This is a genomic window from Streptomyces mayteni, assembly GCF_054783955.1.
Genome location: NZ_BAAGPR010000050.1, coordinates 1 through 14,128 on the forward strand (window position 1 = coordinate 1; position 14,128 = coordinate 14,128).

A 14,128-nucleotide genomic window follows, 5' to 3' on the forward strand; every position below is an offset into this window, starting at 1 on the left:
CGACGGCCGCCGGGCCGCGGTCGGCGGCGGCCGCGCCGGCGCGCAGCGCGCCGCTGAGGGCGAGCGCCGAGGCGCGTTCGGCCGGGGAGAGGTAGCGGTTGCGGCTGGAGCGGGCCAGGCCGTCGGGGTCGCGGACGGTGGGGGTGGCGACGATCTCGACCGGGAAGTCGAGGTCGCGCACCATGCCGCGGATCAGCGCGAGCTGCTGGGCGTCCTTCTCGCCGAAGAGCGCGTGGTCGGGGCGGGTGAGGTGGAGCAGCTTGGCGACGACGGTCAGCACGCCGTCGAAGTGGCCGGGCCGGGAGGCGCCCTCGAGGCGCTCGCCGAGCTCGCCCGCCGAGACCCGCACCGCGGGCGGCCCGGCCGGGTACATCACGGCGTCGCTCGGCGCGAAGACGAGGTCGGCGCCGGCCTCGGCGGCCAGTGCCACGTCGGCTTCGAGGGTGCGCGGGTAGCGCTCGTAGTCCTCGCCCGGGCCGAACTGGAGCGGGTTGACGTAGACGGTGACGACCAGCTGTCCGCCGGGCGGCAGCAGCTCGCGGGCGGCGCGGATGTTGGCGGCGTGGCCCTCGTGGAGCGCGCCCATGGTCATGACCACGGCGCGGCTCGCCTCCGGCGCGTAGTGCCGGTGCAGCTCCTTCGCGTCGTGGGCGACGGGTATCGGCGTCCGCCCGGTCGCCCCGGTGGTCTCCGTCGTGCCGGCCATCTCGGTCATCCCTCTCCTCCCTCGGCTGGCCCCTCGGCTGGCCCCTCGTCGGCACGGTCGGCGCCGTCGGCCAGGACGCCGAGCAGCGCCTCGGCGAGCTCCGGCTTGAGCAGCCCGTGGTCGAGGGCGCGGTCCGCGGTGGTGCGGGCCATCGCGAGGTAGCCGGCCAGCGCGTGCGGGGCGTGGGCGCGCAGCTCGGCGAGGTGGGCGGCCACGGTGCCGGCGTCGCCGCGGGCGACCGGCCCGGTGAGGGCGGCGTCCCCGGAGCGCAGCGCGTTGTCCAGGGCGGCGCCGAGCAGCGGGCCGAGCATCCGGTCGGGTGCCGAGACGCCGGCGAGCCGCAGCAGTTCGAGGGACTGCGCGACGAGCGTGACCAGGTGGTTGGCGCCGAGCGCCAGAGCCGCGTGGTAGAGCGGGCGGTCCTTCTCCTCGATCCACTCGGGCTCGCCGCCCATCTCGATGACGAGCGCCTCGGCGGCGAGCCGCAGCTCGGCGGGCGCGGTGACGCCGAACGAGCAGCCGGCGAGCCGCTGGACGTCGACCGGGGTGCCGGTGAACGTCATCACCGGGTGCAGGGCGAGCGGCAGCGCGCCGGCGCGGAGCGCGGGGTCGAGGACGGCCGCGCCGTAGCGGCCCGAGCAGTGCGCGAGCAGCTGCCCGGGGCGGACGGCGCCCGTCTCGACGAGGCCGGCGACAAGACCGGGCAGCGCGTCGTCGGGGACGGTGAGCAGCACCAGGTCGGCGCGGGCCAGCACCTCGTCGGGGGCGACCAGCGGCACGCCCGGCAGCAGTTCCTCGGCCCGGCGCCGGGAGGCGTCGGAGACGCCGGAGGCGGCGACCGGCCGGTGGCCGGCCAGGGCGAGGGCGGCGGCGAGCACCGGGCCGACCCGGCCCGAGCCCACCACGCCGACGCGGAGCCGCGCGGGTCTGTCCCGCGGCTCGGTGCTCCGGGGCGCGTTGGGGGCGGCGTTCACGACGGGTGGTGCCTCTTTCGACTCAGGCGTTCCGGTCCCTGTGGTGGGTACCGGACGACGAGGCCATGCTACGGCGCGCGGGCGCCGCTGTGTCCTTCGGCGGAGCCGGCGTCAGTGCCCGCCGGCGCGCACCAGGCCCGTCTCGTAGGCGAGGACGACGGCCTGCACCCGGTCGCGCAGCCCCAACTTGCCCAGGATGCGGCCGACATGGGTCTTGATGGTGGCCTCGGAGACGAACAGCCGGCCGGCGATCTCGCCGTTGGAGAGGCCCTGGGCGATCAGGGTCAGCACCTCGCGCTCCCGGTCGGTCAGCAGGGCGAGCCCGGGGTGCGGCGCCGTGTCGGCCGTGGGCAGCAGGGGGACGAAGCGGTCGAGCAGCCGGCGGGTGGTGGAGGGGGCGACCACCGCGTCGCCGCTGTGCACGGAGCGGATGGCGGCGAGCAGTTCGTCGGGCGGCACGTCCTTGAGCATGAAACCGGCCGCGCCCGCCTTGAGGCCGCTGAACGCGTACTCGTCGAGGTCGAAGGTGGTGAGGATGAGCACCTTGGGGTCGCCAGGGCCGCCGGCGCCCTCCTGGCAGATCCGGCGGGTGGCCTCCACGCCGTCGAGCCTGGGCATCCGGACGTCCATCAGCACGATGTCGACCGCGGTGTTCCGCAGCGCCCCGATCGCCTCCAGGCCGTCGCCCGCCTCCGCCACCACCTCCATGTCCGGCTGGGCGGCCAGCACCATCTTGAAGCCGGTGCGCAACAGGACCTGGTCGTCCACCAGCATCACGCGGATCGCCATCGGATCCTCCCCCTTCTTCGCTGTTCGTTCATCGCCCGGCGTCGCTGCCGGTCAGCGGCAGCGTGGCGCTGATGCGGAAGCCGCCGCCCGGCCGTGGGCCGGCCACCAGCACGCCCCCGACCATGCCTACCCGCTCCCGCATGCCGATCAGCCCCTGACCCCGCCCGTCCGCGCCGCGCTCCTCGTACAGCTCGCGCTGGGCGCCGCGGCCGTCGTCCTCGGCGAGCACGGTGAGCTCGTCGAGATCGTAGGAGAGCCGGACGATGGCGCCCACGTCCGGGCCGCCGTGCTTGCGGGTGTTGGTCAGGGCCTCCTGGACGATGCGGTAGGCGGTGAGCTCCACGCCGCTCGGCAGCGGGCGCGGGGTGCCCTCTATCCGGAAGTCGACGGGCAGGCCGGTGTCCCTGACCTGGTCGACGAGGTCGGCCAACTGCTCGACGCCGGGCTGCGGGACGTAGTCCTGGCCGGTGACCTGGCCGCCCTCGCCGCGCAGCACACCGAGGAGCCGGCGCATCTCGGTGAGGGCCTGCCGGCCGGTGCCCGAGATGGTGTGCAGCGCGTTGCGCGTCTGCTCGGGGGCCGTGTCGAGGACGTAGGCGGCGCCGTCCGCCTGCACCACCATGACCGACACGTTGTGCGCGACGACGTCGTGCAGCTCGCGGGCTATTCGGGCGCGCTCGGCGGCGACCGCCATCCTGGCCTGGGTCTCGCGCTCCTGCTCCAGGCGGTTGGCCCGCTCCTCGAGCTCCGCGTAGTAGGCGCGGCGGGTGCGCAGCGAGTCGCCGAGGACCCAGGCGAGGAGGAAGGCGATGGTGAGGAAGACGGTGCCGGCGATGGTGTTGGCCAGGCCGCTCTCCTCCGAGTCCTCGGGCCAGCGCAGCACGGAGACGGTGGGTGCGAGCAGCGACATGGCGAGTGCGACCCTGGAGGGCCAACGCCTGGGGAGGGAGGCGACGGTGAAGGCGATGGCGAGGAACGCGAAGTCGGACGGCAACGGCCGGACGTCGGCGACCAGTTGGAAGAGGCCGATGGCCAGCGCGAGCACCAGCATCCGCTCGGGCACGACCCGGCGCAACGTCATCACGGCCCACGAGGCGAGCATGACGATCAGCGCGGCCCACTCGTCGCCCGCGTAGGCGCCGGTGCCGGGGGCCGTGATGACGACGAGCGACATGAACAGCGGCAGCAACGACCAGCAGCCGTCCACCCAGGTGGGGTGGCGGCGGATGAAGTCGTAGAGCTGGTTCACGTAACCCAGCGTAGGCAATCTGTGCGGCTCGGGAGTCAGCCCGTCGGCCGATACACGAAGCCGTCAACTACTCCTCAAGGTGGATGATGCGTGTGAGTGGGATCCCTGAGGTCATCCCCGACGAACGGCCTGAGGGCTGGCGCGCGGCGACCGAGCGCGCGCTGTACGGGCCCGGCGGCTTCTTCGTCAGCCAGGCGCCGGCGGCGCACTTCAGGACCGCCGTGCACGCCTCGTCGCTCTTCGCCGGCGCGGTGGCCGAGCTGCTGTTGCGGGTGGACGCGGCGCTGGGCAGGCCGCCGGAGCTGGCGCTGGTGGACGTCGGCGCCGGCCGGGGCGAGTTGGCGGCCGGGGTGCTTGCCGCGCTGCCGGCCGAGCCGGCCGCCCGGCTGCGGGTGCACGCGGTGGAGCGCGCCCCGCGCCCGGCCGGCCTCGACCCGCGGGTGGCCTGGCGGTCCGCGCCGCCGGCTGGCGCGGTGGGGCTGCTGTTCGCCAACGAGTGGCTGGACAACGTGCCGCTCGACGTGGCCGAGGTGGACGGCGCCGGGGTGGCCCGCCACGTGCTGGTCACGCGAGACGGCGAAGAGCGACTCGGCCCGCCGGTGCGGGGCGCGGACGCCGACTGGTTGCGCCGCTGGTGGCCGCTGGACGGCGCGCCGCCCGGCACCCGCGCCGAGATCGGGCTGCCCCGCGACGTCGCCTGGGCCGGCGCCAGGGCCAGCCTGGCGCGGGGGCTCGCGGTGGCCGTGGACTACGCGCACACCCGCGACCGCCGCCCGCCGCTCGGCACCCTGACCGGCTACCGGGACGGCCGTGAGGTGCGGGCGGTGCCGGACGGCGGCTGCGACCTGACCGCCCACGTGGCGCTCGACGCCTGCGCCGGCGCGGACGCGGCGCTGCTGACCCAGCGCGCCGCGCTGCGCGCGCTCGGCGTGGACGGCGCGCGCCCCCCGCTGGAGGCGGCGTCCCGCGACCCGGCCGGCTATCTGCGCCGGCTGGCCAGGGCCGGCGAGGCGGCCGAACTGACCGATCCGGCGGGCCTCGGCGGCTTCAGCTGGCTGGTCGAGCCGGTCGGGATCCCGGACCCGCTGGCCTGATCGGCCGGGCCCGCCGTCGTGTGCGGATCACCCGTCGATCACCCGTCGATCACTTGTCGATGTCGCCGACCACGAAGAAGAAGGAGCCGAGGATCGCCACCATGTCCGCGACCAGCGTGCCGGGCAGCAGCTCGCGCAGCGCCTGGATGTTGTTGAACGAGGCGGACCGCAGCTTCAGCCGGTACGGGGTCTTCTCCCCCTTGGACACCAGGTAGTAGCCGTTGATGCCGAGCGGGTTCTCCGTCCAGGCGTAGGTGGCGCCCTCCGGCGCCTTGAGCACCTTGGGCAGCCGCTGGTTGACCGGTCCTGGCGGCAGCTCGGCGAGCCGGTCCAGGCAGGCGTCCGCGAGGTCGAGGGCGTTCTTCGCCTGCTCCAGCAGCACCTCGAACCTGGCCAGGCAGTCCCCCGCCTCCCTGGTGACCACCCGCAGCACGTCGCCCAACTCGCCGTAGGCCAGGTACGGCTCGTCCCGGCGCAGGTCGAAGTCCACGCCGCTGGCCCTGGCGATCGGCCCCGAGATCCCGAAGGCGTGCGCCGTCTCCGGCCGCAGCACCCCGACGTCCCTGGTGCGGGCCCGGAACACCTCGTTGCCGAGCACCAGCTCGTCGAGCCTGGTCATCCCGGCGCGCACGTCGGCCACCGCGTCCCTGGCCCGCCCCGTCCAGCCGGCGGGCAGCTCGTCCTTGAGCCCGCCCACCCGGTTGAACATGTAGTGCATCCGGCCGCCCGAGACCTCCTCCATCACGTGCTGGAGGCTCTCGCGCTCGGTGAACGCGTAGAAGATCGGCGTGATGCCGCCCAGCTCCAGCGGATAGGAGCCGAGGAACATCAGGTGGTTGAGCACCCGGTTGAGCTCGGCGAGCAGGGTGCGCAGCCAGACCGCGCGCTCCGGCACCTCCATGCCGAGCATCCGCTCGACGGCCAGCACGACGCCCAGCTCGTTGGAGAAGGCGGACAGCCAGTCGTGCCGGTTGGCCAGCACGATGATCTGCCGGTAGTCGCGCGCCTCGAAGAGCTTCTCCGCGCCCCGGTGCATGTACCCCACGACCGGCTCCGCGCTGGAGATCCGCTCGCCGTCGAGTACCAGCCGCAGCCGCAGCACCCCGTGCGTGGAGGGATGCTGGGGGCCGATGTTCAGCACCATGTCGGTGCTCTCCGCGGCGCCACCCACCCCGATCACCGTCTCCGTCATGCGCGTCAGTCTTTCACTCCTCCGTGTCGCGCGCCGCCCCTCTAAGATGCATTGGTATGGACACGAGGGCTGAGAATCCGGCCCCGGCGGGGGCGGTCTCGGGGGCCGGCGACAGCTGGCGGCCCGTGGCGGGCGCGCTGCTGCGGATGCGGCGGCTGCTGTTGGTCGGCTGGCTCGCACCGCCCACCGTGGCGCTCGCCGTCCTGCTCGCGCTGCTCGCCGGCGGCCCCTGGGCGCTGTTCGCGCTGGTCCCGGCCGGCGCCGCGCTCTGGGGCTGGGGCGCCCTCGCGCGGAACTGGCGTTCCTGGGGTTACCAGGAGCGGGACGACGACCTGCTGATCAGGCGCGGCGTGCTGTGGCGGCAGCTGACCGTGGTGCCCTACGGCCGGATGCAGTTGGTCGAGGTCACCTCGGGCCCGCTGGAGCGCAGGTTCGGCCTGGCCACCCTCCAGCTGCACACCGCGGCCGCCGCCACCGACGCCACCATCCCCGGGCTGCCGCCCGCCGAGGCCGAGCGCCTGCGAGACCGCCTGACCGAGCTGGGCGAGGCCCGCTCGGCCGGGCTGTGAACCGGACGGGGGCGGGGGAACCGTGAGCGCGTTGACCGAGCGGCGGACCCGCGGCGAGGACGGCGAGCCCGGGGAGCCCGGGGAGCCAGGGGAGCCCGGGGAGCCGGGCGAGGGCGGCGAGCGCGGCGAGATACCCGCCGGCCAGGGCCACCGGCTGCACCCGGTGACGCCGTGGCGCCGCACCTGGGCGCCGTTGGCCGGGCTCGGCGCCGTCGCCGCGCAGAACGTGCAGAACCTCGACGACTGGACGAGCTCGCTCGGCCTAGTCCAGCTGGCCCTGCTGCTGCTCGCGCTGGTGCTGTGCGCCGCCGGCTACGGCTACCTGTCCTGGCGCGTCACCCGCTACCTGGTCACCGACACCGAGCTGCGGATCCGCACCGGGCTGCTGTTCCGCCGCTCCGCCCACCTGCGCCTCGACCGGATCCAGGCCATCGACGTCTCGCGGCCCATGCTGGCCAGGCTGCTCGGGGTGGCCAAGCTGAAGATGGACGTGGTCGGTTCGAGCGCGTCGGACGAGCTGGCGTACCTGTCGGAGGCCGAGGCCGTGCGGCTGCGCGCCGAGTTGCTGGCCCGCGCCGCCGGCATCGCCCCGGAGGCCGCGACGACCGCCGGCGAGGCGCCGGCCCACGAGCTATCCCAGGTGGACACCGCCACCCTGATCAGGTCGTTGGCGCTGCTCGGTACCGGTTGGGGCCTGTTGGCGATCGCGCTCGGTGTGACCTCGCTCGTCTGGTGGGGCAGCGACAGCATCGTGGCCGCCGTGTTGGCCGGGCTGCCGCTGCTGGCCGGCGCCTGGCAGTCGAGCTTCGGCGCGTTCCTCACCCAGTACGGCTGGACCGTCAGCGAGTCGCCCGACGGGCTGCGACTCGACCACGGCCTGCTCCAGCGCGACCACGCCACCGTGCCGCCAGGACGGGTGCAGGCGGTGCGGCTGGTCGAGCCGCTGCTGTGGCGGCGGCGCGGCTGGGTGCGGGTCGAACTCGACGTGGCGGGCGCGGGGAACGAGGGCGGGCTGCTGGTGCCGGTCGCCACCCGCCAGCTGGCGGCGGCCCTGGTGGGCCGGATCCTGCCGGACGTCGACATCCCGGCGGCCCTGGCCGCCATCAACCCGGCACCCGGCCGGGCCCGTTGGGCCTTCCCGGTGGGCCGGGTCGGCTACGGGCACGGGGTGACGGAGTCGGTCTTCGTGGCCAGGCACGGCCGGCTGCGGCGCGTCCACGAGCTGGTGCCGCACGCCAAGGTGCAGAGCGTCAGGATGACGCGGGGCCCCTGGGCGCAGCGGCTCGGCCTGGCGCACATCCACGTGGACCACGGCGCGGACGGCACGGCGAGCGCGCGGTTGCAGGACGAGCGGTACGTGGCGGCCGAGGTGGCCGCCCAGGCCGAGCGATCCCGGCTCGGCCGGCGTGCGGCGGCGCCGGAGCGCTGGCTGACGGGTTAGCCCCACCCACCCACCCGCTTTTCCGCGCTTCGCGCGGGGGAGGTGCGCGGCTGGCCTGCGGCGCCGTCGTGGCTGGTCGCGCAGTTCCCCGCGCCCCTTACGGGGCGCAGCCCTCAACGGGGCGCGTCAGCCGATCGCCGTGCCGCCGACGTCGCCGTCGTCGTCCTCGTCGATGTCGGCCTCGGCCGCGTCGGCCTCGTCGTCGTCCTCCTGGTCGAGCAGCACCGGCGAGCCGTGGTGTGCCCACACCTTCCACTCGCCGGTCTCGGTGCGGCGGAAGATGTTGGTGGCGACCACCATGCCGCCGACCAGCGGCCCGGCCGAGCCGTCCTCCTCGGCGGGGCCGCCGCTCAGGATGTTCTCCGTGCAGGTCACCAGCGCCGTGTCGCCCTGCACCGCGACCTCGACGTCGGTCAGGAAGAACTGGATGTACTCGGTGTTGGCCATGATCAGCGCGTAGGAGCGCATCACCTCGCCGCGCCCGCTGATCACCGGCCAGCCGGGGTGCACCACGCTGATGTCCGCGTCCAGCCAGCGCTCGGCCATCGCGTCCAGGTCGCCGCGCTCCAACGCGTCGTAGAGCCCGGTGTTGGCCGCCGTCACGGCCTCCACGTCCGTGCTGGCGCCGCTCACGCCGCCCCCTCCCCCGCCGCCGAGACGGCCCTGGCCACCCGCACCGCGTCCGCGCTGGCCCGCACCTCGTGCACCCGCACCGCCCAGGCGCCGTCCCGCGCGGCGAGCGCGGTGACGGCGGCCGTGGCCGCGTCCCGCTCCCTGGCCGGCGGCGGCCCGCCGCCGGGACCGGCGAGCACCCGGCCGAGGAACCGTTTGCGGGACGCCGCCACCAGCAGCGGCAGCCCGAGTTCGGCGCGCAGCCGCCGGGTGGCGGCGACCAGCGCCAGGTCGTGCTCGGCGTTCTTGGCGAAGCCGAGACCCGGATCGACGATCAGCCGGTCGGACGTGATCCCGCCCTCGACGGCGCGCGCCACGCTCTCCCGCAGCTCCGCGAGCACCTCGGCCACCACGTCCCCGTAGACCGCGCGGTCGTTCATGTCGACGCTCTGCCCGCGCCAGTGCATCACCACGAACGGCACCCCGGCCGCCGCGACCACCGGCACCATCCGGGGGTCGGCGCGGCCGCCGCTGACGTCGTTGACGAGCCGCGCGCCGGCCGCGACGGCTTGCTCGGCGACCCCGGCCCGCATCGTGTCGACGCTGACCACCACGCCCTCGCGCGCCAACTCCCGCACGACGGGGATGACCCGGCGCAGCTCCTCCGGCTCGTCCACCCGGGTCGCGCCCGGTCGGGTCGACTCGCCCCCCACGTCGACGAGGTCGGCGCCCTCGGCCACCAGGTCGAGGCCACGTTTCACCGCGGACTCGGCGTCGAACCAACGCCCCCCGTCCGAGAACGAGTCCGGTGTGACGTTGACCACCCCCATGACCGCGCAGCGATCCCAGCTGGGCAGCCCGGTCACGTGGCCGTACGAGATGTTCATGCGTCAAGGGTAGGGGCTCACCGGCCGCCGGAGCGGGCCGAGAAGCGACCTGGTGCCGCGCCGTGCCAGGGCGTAAGGCACCATCGGGCGGTGTGTCCCCGGGTAGGGGAAGCCGATCGCCCCGCGCGGGTAGATTCGAACGCCTCGGAGGGGTTTCATGCCCTTGGCACCTGCGACCATCCCCGGGCATGACGAGACCTGGACCAGCGTTCAAGCAGCGAACGACGAGAGGGAGTGACGCCGTGGACGTGATCGCCCTGCACGGGCTGAGCGCCAAGGGCTACCACGGGGTCCTCCCGCACGAGCGCGCCGAGGGGCAGACCTTCGTGGTCGACGTCCGACTCGGCGTCGACACGCGCGCGGCCGCGGCCGACGACGACCTGGCGAAGACGGTGCACTACGGCGTGCTGGCCGAACAGATCACCGCGGTCGTCACCGGCGAACCCTGCGACCTGATCGAGACGCTGGCCCAGCGGATCGCCGACCGGTGCCTCGGGCATCCGCCGGTCCAGTGGACCGAGGTCACCGTGCACAAGCCGCGGGCGCCCATCGCCGTTCCCTTTGACGACGTGACCATCACCATCAAGCGGAGCCGAGCATGACCCCCAGCAACGCCGCTTCTTCCCCCGACCCCACCGTCCAGCCCGTGCCCGCCTCCGTCGTCCAACAGGTCGACGCCGCGGACTCGACCCTGCACAACCCGCAACGCGCCGTCATCTCCCTCGGCAGCAACCTCGGCAACCGCCTGGAGACCCTCCAGGGCGCGATCGACGCCCTCGAGGACACTCCCGGCGTGCGCGTGAAGGCCGTGTCGCCGGTGTACGAGACCCAGCCGTGGGGGGTGGATCCGGGCAGCCAGCCCACCTACTTCAACGCGGTGGTGATCGTGAAGACGACGCTGCCGCCGTCCTCCCTGCTGGAGCGGGCGCACGCCATCGAGGAGGCGTTCGAGCGGGTGCGGGACACCCGTTGGGCGCCGCGCACCATCGACGTGGACATCGTCTCCTACCAGGGCGTGGTCTCCGACGACCCGACGCTCACCCTCCCCCATCCCCGCGCCCACGAGCGGGCGTTCGTGCTCGTGCCGTGGCACGATGTCGATCCGGGGGCGGAGGTTCCCGGCCATGGCCCGGTGGCCGGACTGCTGACCGCGCTCCCGGAACAGGGCGTCGTCGCGCGCCCCGACCTCACCCTGGTGCTGCCCGACTGAGCGAGCCCGTCCGCGCCCACCACGAGCCCAGCCTCCCGGACTGATTGGGACCGAAGTTCACCGTCATGAACCAACTGCGGATCCGCACCCTGGCCGGCCTGTTCATCGCCGCTGCGGCGCTGTGTTGGGCAGCGGCCGGGCTGTGGGACTCCCTCGACAACACACTGCCCGCGGTGCCGCTGCTCGCGCCGGTCATCCTCGCGCTGATCGCGGTCGTGCTGCTGGCCACCGCGCTTTCGCTGCGGTCCCGGCTGCGCGCCCAGCGCGAACGGCGCCCCGGCGCGAAGCCGGTGGACCGGATGATGGCGGCGCGCGCCGTGGTCTTCGGCCAGGCGAGCGCGCTGGTGTCGGCGCTGGTGGCCGGCGGGTACGGGGGGTTCGGGCTGTTCCTCCTGATGTACCGGATGGACGTGGCCAACCGGCGCGATCAGGCGCTCTACGCCGGCCTCGCGGTGGTGGCCGGGCTCGCGGTGGTGGCGGCCGCGCTCTACCTGGAGCGCGTCTGCCGGCTGCGGGACGGGGACGACGACGAGGGCCACGGCGGCCGGGGGCCGATAGGCCACCGCGCGTAGCCCCCGGCCCCAGCGGCCCCAGCGGAGCGGTTACGCGCCGCTGACCGCGTCGAGGTCGACGGCCGAGCGGGCCACGTCGCGCGCGTCGGCGTCGATGGAGCGGCGCAGCGCCTCGTGCAGCCCGCTGGGGGTGAGCACGCCGAGGAAGCGGTCGTCGTCGCGCGGGTCGAGCACCGCGATCCAGCCCGCGTCGTACTGGAGCATGGTGCTGAACGCCTGCTTGAGCGAGGCGCCGAGCGGCAGCGTGGCGTCCATCCGACGCGCGTAGCCGGCGACCGGGCCGACCGCGTCCATACCGCCGGCGTCCGGTATCGGCACCCAGCCGTGCAGCGCCTCCCGCTCGTCGAGCACCACGGCCCACCGCACGCCGTCGGCGCGCATCAGGGCGGCGGCCCGGTCCATCGGGTCGGCGAGGTGCACCACCGGCGGCCGCTCCAGGTCGCCCTTCTCGACGGGCGTCACCGAGAGCCGCTTGAGCCCGCGGTCGCTGCCGACGAAGGCCGCCACGTGGTCGTTGGCCGGGTTGCCGAGCACGGCGGCCGGCGAGTCGAACTGCTCGACGCGGCCCTGCCCGAAGACCGCCATCCGGTCGCCGAGCCTGACCGCCTCCTCCACGTCGTGGGTGACGAACAACACGGTCTTGCGCATCTCGGCCTGGAGCCGCAGGAACTCGTTCTGCAGCCGCTCGCGCACCACCGGGTCGACGGCGCCGAACGGCTCGTCCATCAGCAGCACCGGCGGGTCGGCCGCCAGCGCCCTGGCCACGCCGACCCGCTGCCGCTGCCCGCCGGAGAGCTGGTCGGGGTAACGGCCGCCGTAGACGGCGGGGTCGAGGCCGACGAGTTCGAGCAGCTCGGCGGCGCGGCGGCGTGCCTCGGCCTTCCGCCGGCCGAGCAGCAGCGGCACGGCTGCGGCGTTGTCCAGGACGGTGCGGTGCGGAAAGAGGCCGACCTGCTGGATGACGTAGCCGATCCGGCGGCGCAGCCGCACCGGGTCCTGGCCGGCGATGTCCGCACCGCCGAGCAGTATCCGGCCGGACGTCGGCTCCTCCAGCCGGTTGACCAGCCGCATCGTGGTGGTCTTGCCGCAGCCCGAGGGACCGACGAGCGTGACCAGCTCGCCCTCGGCCACCTCGAGATGGAGGTCGTCCACGGCGAGCGTGCCGTCCGGGTAGCGCTTGGAAACGTGGTCGAACTGCAACATGTTCATCAGTCTGTCAGGTTTCCCGGCTAGGGTGCTTGAACATGAGTGCGGTGAGCGCCGAGAACTGCCTGGCGGCGAACGAGTGGATCTGCGGAGAGTATGTCCGCAGTCGTGGCCAGGAGCTGACCGACGCCACCCTCGAACACGTCGTGATCGCCACCACGTCGGTGGGCATCGCGATCCTGGTCGCCTTCCCGCTGGCCCTGCTCGCCCGCCGGTGGCGGCCGGCCGCCGGCTCGATCCTGGGCCTGACCACCGTGCTCTACACGATCCCGTCGCTCGCCATGTACGCGCTGCTCCTGCCGGTGTTCGGGCTCACCGCCTCGGTGGTGATCTGCGGCCTGGTGCTCTACTCACTCACCGTGCTGGTCCGCAACATCCTCACCGGGCTCGACTCGGTCCCGGCCGAGGCCAGGGACGCGGCCCGGGGCCTGGGCTACGGCCGCTGGCGGCTGCTGTTCGGCGTCGAACTGCCGCTCGCGGTGCCCGCGCTGATGGCCGGGGTGCGGATCGCCACGGTCTCCGCCGTCTCGCTGACCACGGTCGGCGCCATCGTCGGCCACGGCGGGCTCGGCAACCTCATCCACACCGGCATGCGGAGCTACTTCAAGGCGCAGGTGCTCACCGCCTCCGTGCTGTGCGTGCTGCTCGCCGTGCTGGCCGACCTGCTGCTGCTCGCGCTGCAACGGCTGCTGACGCCCTGGACCAGGGCGGCCGCCACCGGCGGCGGGCGGCGCGCCAACCGCGCGGCACGGCGAGGCCGCCGGGAGGCCGTCGGGCAGGAAGCGGCGCTCGACGCCAAGGGGGCGATCTGACATGGGTGTCTTCGCCGACGCGTGGACCTGGCTCACCACCGGCGCGAACTGGTCGGGCGACGCGGGCGTCTGGCACCGGCTCGCCGAACACCTCTCCCTCACCGGGATCTCGCTGCTCGTCTCCTGCGCCGTGGCGCTGCCGCTCGCCTGCTGGCTCGGCCACGCCGGCGGGCGCCGGATCGGCGGCGCGCTGGCCATCAACATCTCCAACGTCGGGCGCGCGGTGCCCACCTTCGCCGTGCTGGTGCTGCTCACCCTCGGCCCGCTCGGCCGCCACGGCGACCTGCCGGTCCTCGTCGCGCTGGTGCTCTTCGCCGTGCCGCCGCTGCTCACCAACGCCTACGTGGGCATCTCCGAGGCCGACCGGGACGTGGTCGGCGCGGCGCGCGGCCTCGGCATGTCGCGCTGGCAGTTGTTGACGCGCGTCGAACTGCCGCTGGCGTTCCCGCTGATCATGACGGGCGTCCGGACGGCGGCGGTGCAGATCGTCGCCACCGCCACGCTGGCCGCGCTGCCGGGCGGCGGGGGGCTCGGCCGGATCATCACCGCCGGCTTCGCGAACTACCGCACCGCGCAGGTGGTCGCGGGCGCCGTGCTCGTCGCCGTGCTGGCGCTGGCCGTCGAGGGGGCGCTCACGCTGCTGCAACGCGCCATCGACCCGGCGCGGCGGCGCAAGCGCCGTACCCGGGAGCAGGGCGCCACCGGCGCCGCCGACGGCGGCGGCCAGCCGGACGGCGGCCCCAAGGCCGGCCCGCCAGCGGGCCCGAGCCCCGGCACCGGCCCGGCCGACGCACCGGCCACGCCCCACCCCACCG

Annotated in this window: 15 protein-coding genes and 1 pseudogene; 8 read left to right on the forward strand and 8 right to left on the reverse strand. The window is 74.5% G+C overall.

The window, feature by feature from the left end:
- The 4 genes from panC to ACYVPE_RS21680 all read right to left on the reverse strand — a co-directional run.
- Positions 1–715 (reverse strand): pantoate--beta-alanine ligase (gene panC / locus ACYVPE_RS21665; protein ID WP_461035322.1); only part of this gene is annotated, 715 nt, incomplete at its 3' end.
- Positions 712–1,680 (reverse strand): Rossmann-like and DUF2520 domain-containing protein, encoded by a 969-nt coding sequence (locus tag ACYVPE_RS21670; RefSeq protein ID WP_461035323.1) that lies wholly within the window; start codon positions 1,678–1,680, stop codon positions 712–714. The genes panC and ACYVPE_RS21670, both read right to left, overlap by 4 nt.
- Positions 1,681–1,791: 111 nt before the next feature.
- On the reverse strand, positions 1,792–2,469 hold the full coding sequence (locus ACYVPE_RS21675) for a response regulator (protein ID WP_461035324.1): 678 nt from the start codon (positions 2,467–2,469) through the stop codon (positions 1,792–1,794).
- A gap of 28 nt (positions 2,470–2,497) precedes the next feature.
- On the reverse strand, positions 2,498–3,718 hold the full coding sequence (locus ACYVPE_RS21680; protein WP_461035325.1) for a sensor histidine kinase: 1,221 nt from the start codon (positions 3,716–3,718) through the stop codon (positions 2,498–2,500).
- 92 nt (positions 3,719–3,810) lie between these two features.
- Between ACYVPE_RS21680 and ACYVPE_RS21685 the strand changes: the two genes are divergently transcribed.
- Positions 3,811–4,812, forward strand: coding sequence for an SAM-dependent methyltransferase (locus ACYVPE_RS21685; protein WP_461035326.1), 1,002 nt, complete (start codon positions 3,811–3,813; stop codon positions 4,810–4,812).
- A 49-nt stretch (positions 4,813–4,861) separates the two neighbouring features.
- On the opposite strand, the gene ACYVPE_RS21690 is transcribed toward ACYVPE_RS21685, so the two are convergent.
- A complete protein-coding gene (locus ACYVPE_RS21690) occupies positions 4,862–6,013 on the reverse strand; it encodes an NADH-quinone oxidoreductase subunit D (RefSeq protein ID WP_461035373.1) in 1,152 nt (383 codons plus the stop codon).
- 47 nt (positions 6,014–6,060) lie between these two features.
- Between ACYVPE_RS21690 and ACYVPE_RS21695 the strand changes: the two genes are divergently transcribed.
- Together ACYVPE_RS21695 and ACYVPE_RS21700 are read left to right on the forward strand one after the other, a co-directional pair.
- The gene (locus ACYVPE_RS21695) at positions 6,061–6,573 is read left to right on the forward strand and encodes a PH domain-containing protein (RefSeq protein WP_461035327.1); all 513 of its coding nucleotides are present in this window, start codon (positions 6,061–6,063) and stop codon (positions 6,571–6,573) included.
- Between the two features lie 22 nt (positions 6,574–6,595).
- On the forward strand, positions 6,596–8,014 hold the full coding sequence (locus ACYVPE_RS21700; RefSeq protein ID WP_461035328.1) for a PH domain-containing protein: 1,419 nt from the start codon (positions 6,596–6,598) through the stop codon (positions 8,012–8,014).
- 126 nt (positions 8,015–8,140) lie between these two features.
- Here ACYVPE_RS21700 and ACYVPE_RS21705 read toward each other — a convergent pair whose 3' ends face one another.
- Both ACYVPE_RS21705 and folP read right to left on the reverse strand, forming a co-directional pair.
- Complete coding sequence (locus ACYVPE_RS21705; RefSeq protein ID WP_461035329.1) at positions 8,141–8,647, reverse strand: nuclear transport factor 2 family protein; 507 nt, start codon at positions 8,645–8,647, stop codon at positions 8,141–8,143.
- The gene (gene folP / locus ACYVPE_RS21710) at positions 8,644–9,513 is read right to left on the reverse strand and encodes a dihydropteroate synthase (protein WP_461035330.1); all 870 of its coding nucleotides are present in this window, start codon (positions 9,511–9,513) and stop codon (positions 8,644–8,646) included. The genes ACYVPE_RS21705 and folP overlap by 4 nt, the downstream gene beginning before the upstream one ends.
- A gap of 242 nt (positions 9,514–9,755) precedes the next feature.
- On the opposite strand from folP, the gene folB reads away from it, so the two are divergent.
- The 3 genes from folB to ACYVPE_RS21725 all read left to right on the forward strand — a co-directional run bounded on the left by folB (position 9,756) and on the right by ACYVPE_RS21725 (position 11,295).
- Positions 9,756–10,115 carry a dihydroneopterin aldolase gene (folB, locus tag ACYVPE_RS21715; protein WP_461035331.1) on the forward strand — a complete coding sequence of 120 codons (360 nt, stop codon included), beginning with the start codon at positions 9,756–9,758 and terminating at the stop codon, positions 10,113–10,115.
- Positions 10,112–10,723 carry a 2-amino-4-hydroxy-6-hydroxymethyldihydropteridine diphosphokinase gene (folK, locus tag ACYVPE_RS21720; RefSeq protein WP_461035332.1) on the forward strand — a complete coding sequence of 204 codons (612 nt, stop codon included), beginning with the start codon at positions 10,112–10,114 and terminating at the stop codon, positions 10,721–10,723. Before folB ends, folK begins: the two co-directional genes overlap by 4 nt.
- Positions 10,724–10,788: 65 nt before the next feature.
- A complete protein-coding gene (locus ACYVPE_RS21725; protein WP_461035333.1) occupies positions 10,789–11,295 on the forward strand; it encodes a DUF3180 domain-containing protein in 507 nt (168 codons plus the stop codon).
- A 30-nt stretch (positions 11,296–11,325) separates the two neighbouring features.
- Here ACYVPE_RS21725 and ACYVPE_RS21730 read toward each other — a convergent pair whose 3' ends face one another.
- Positions 11,326–12,498: an ABC transporter ATP-binding protein gene (locus ACYVPE_RS21730; RefSeq protein ID WP_461035334.1), complete on the reverse strand. Its 1,173-nt coding sequence runs from the start codon at positions 12,496–12,498 to the stop codon at positions 11,326–11,328.
- A gap of 50 nt (positions 12,499–12,548) precedes the next feature.
- Between ACYVPE_RS21730 and ACYVPE_RS21735 the strand changes: the two genes are divergently transcribed.
- Positions 12,549–13,313 carry an ABC transporter permease gene (locus ACYVPE_RS21735; RefSeq protein WP_461035374.1) on the forward strand — a complete coding sequence of 255 codons (765 nt, stop codon included), beginning with the start codon at positions 12,549–12,551 and terminating at the stop codon, positions 13,311–13,313.
- A gap of 1 nt (position 13,314) precedes the next feature.
- Positions 13,315–14,073, forward strand: a pseudogene (locus ACYVPE_RS21740) (ABC transporter permease); the annotation flags it as partial.
- Between the last annotated feature and the right edge of the window lie 55 nt (positions 14,074–14,128).

Bases quoted from the DNA above. Each gene is read 5' to 3' on its own strand.
- ACYVPE_RS21730 (WP_461035334.1), bottom strand. From the start codon at position 12,498: ATGTTGCAGTTCGACCACGTTTCCAAGCGCTACCCGGACGGCACGCTC.
- folP (WP_461035330.1), bottom strand. From the start codon at position 9,513: ATGAACATCTCGTACGGCCACGTGACCGGGCTGCCCAGCTGGGATCGC.
- ACYVPE_RS21725 (WP_461035333.1), top strand. From the start codon at position 10,789: ATGAACCAACTGCGGATCCGCACCCTGGCCGGCCTGTTCATCGCCGCT.
- ACYVPE_RS21675 (WP_461035324.1), bottom strand. From the start codon at position 2,469: ATGGCGATCCGCGTGATGCTGGTGGACGACCAGGTCCTGTTGCGCACC.
- ACYVPE_RS21695 (WP_461035327.1), top strand. From the start codon at position 6,061: ATGGACACGAGGGCTGAGAATCCGGCCCCGGCGGGGGCGGTCTCGGGG.
- folK (WP_461035332.1), top strand. From the start codon at position 10,112: ATGACCCCCAGCAACGCCGCTTCTTCCCCCGACCCCACCGTCCAGCCC.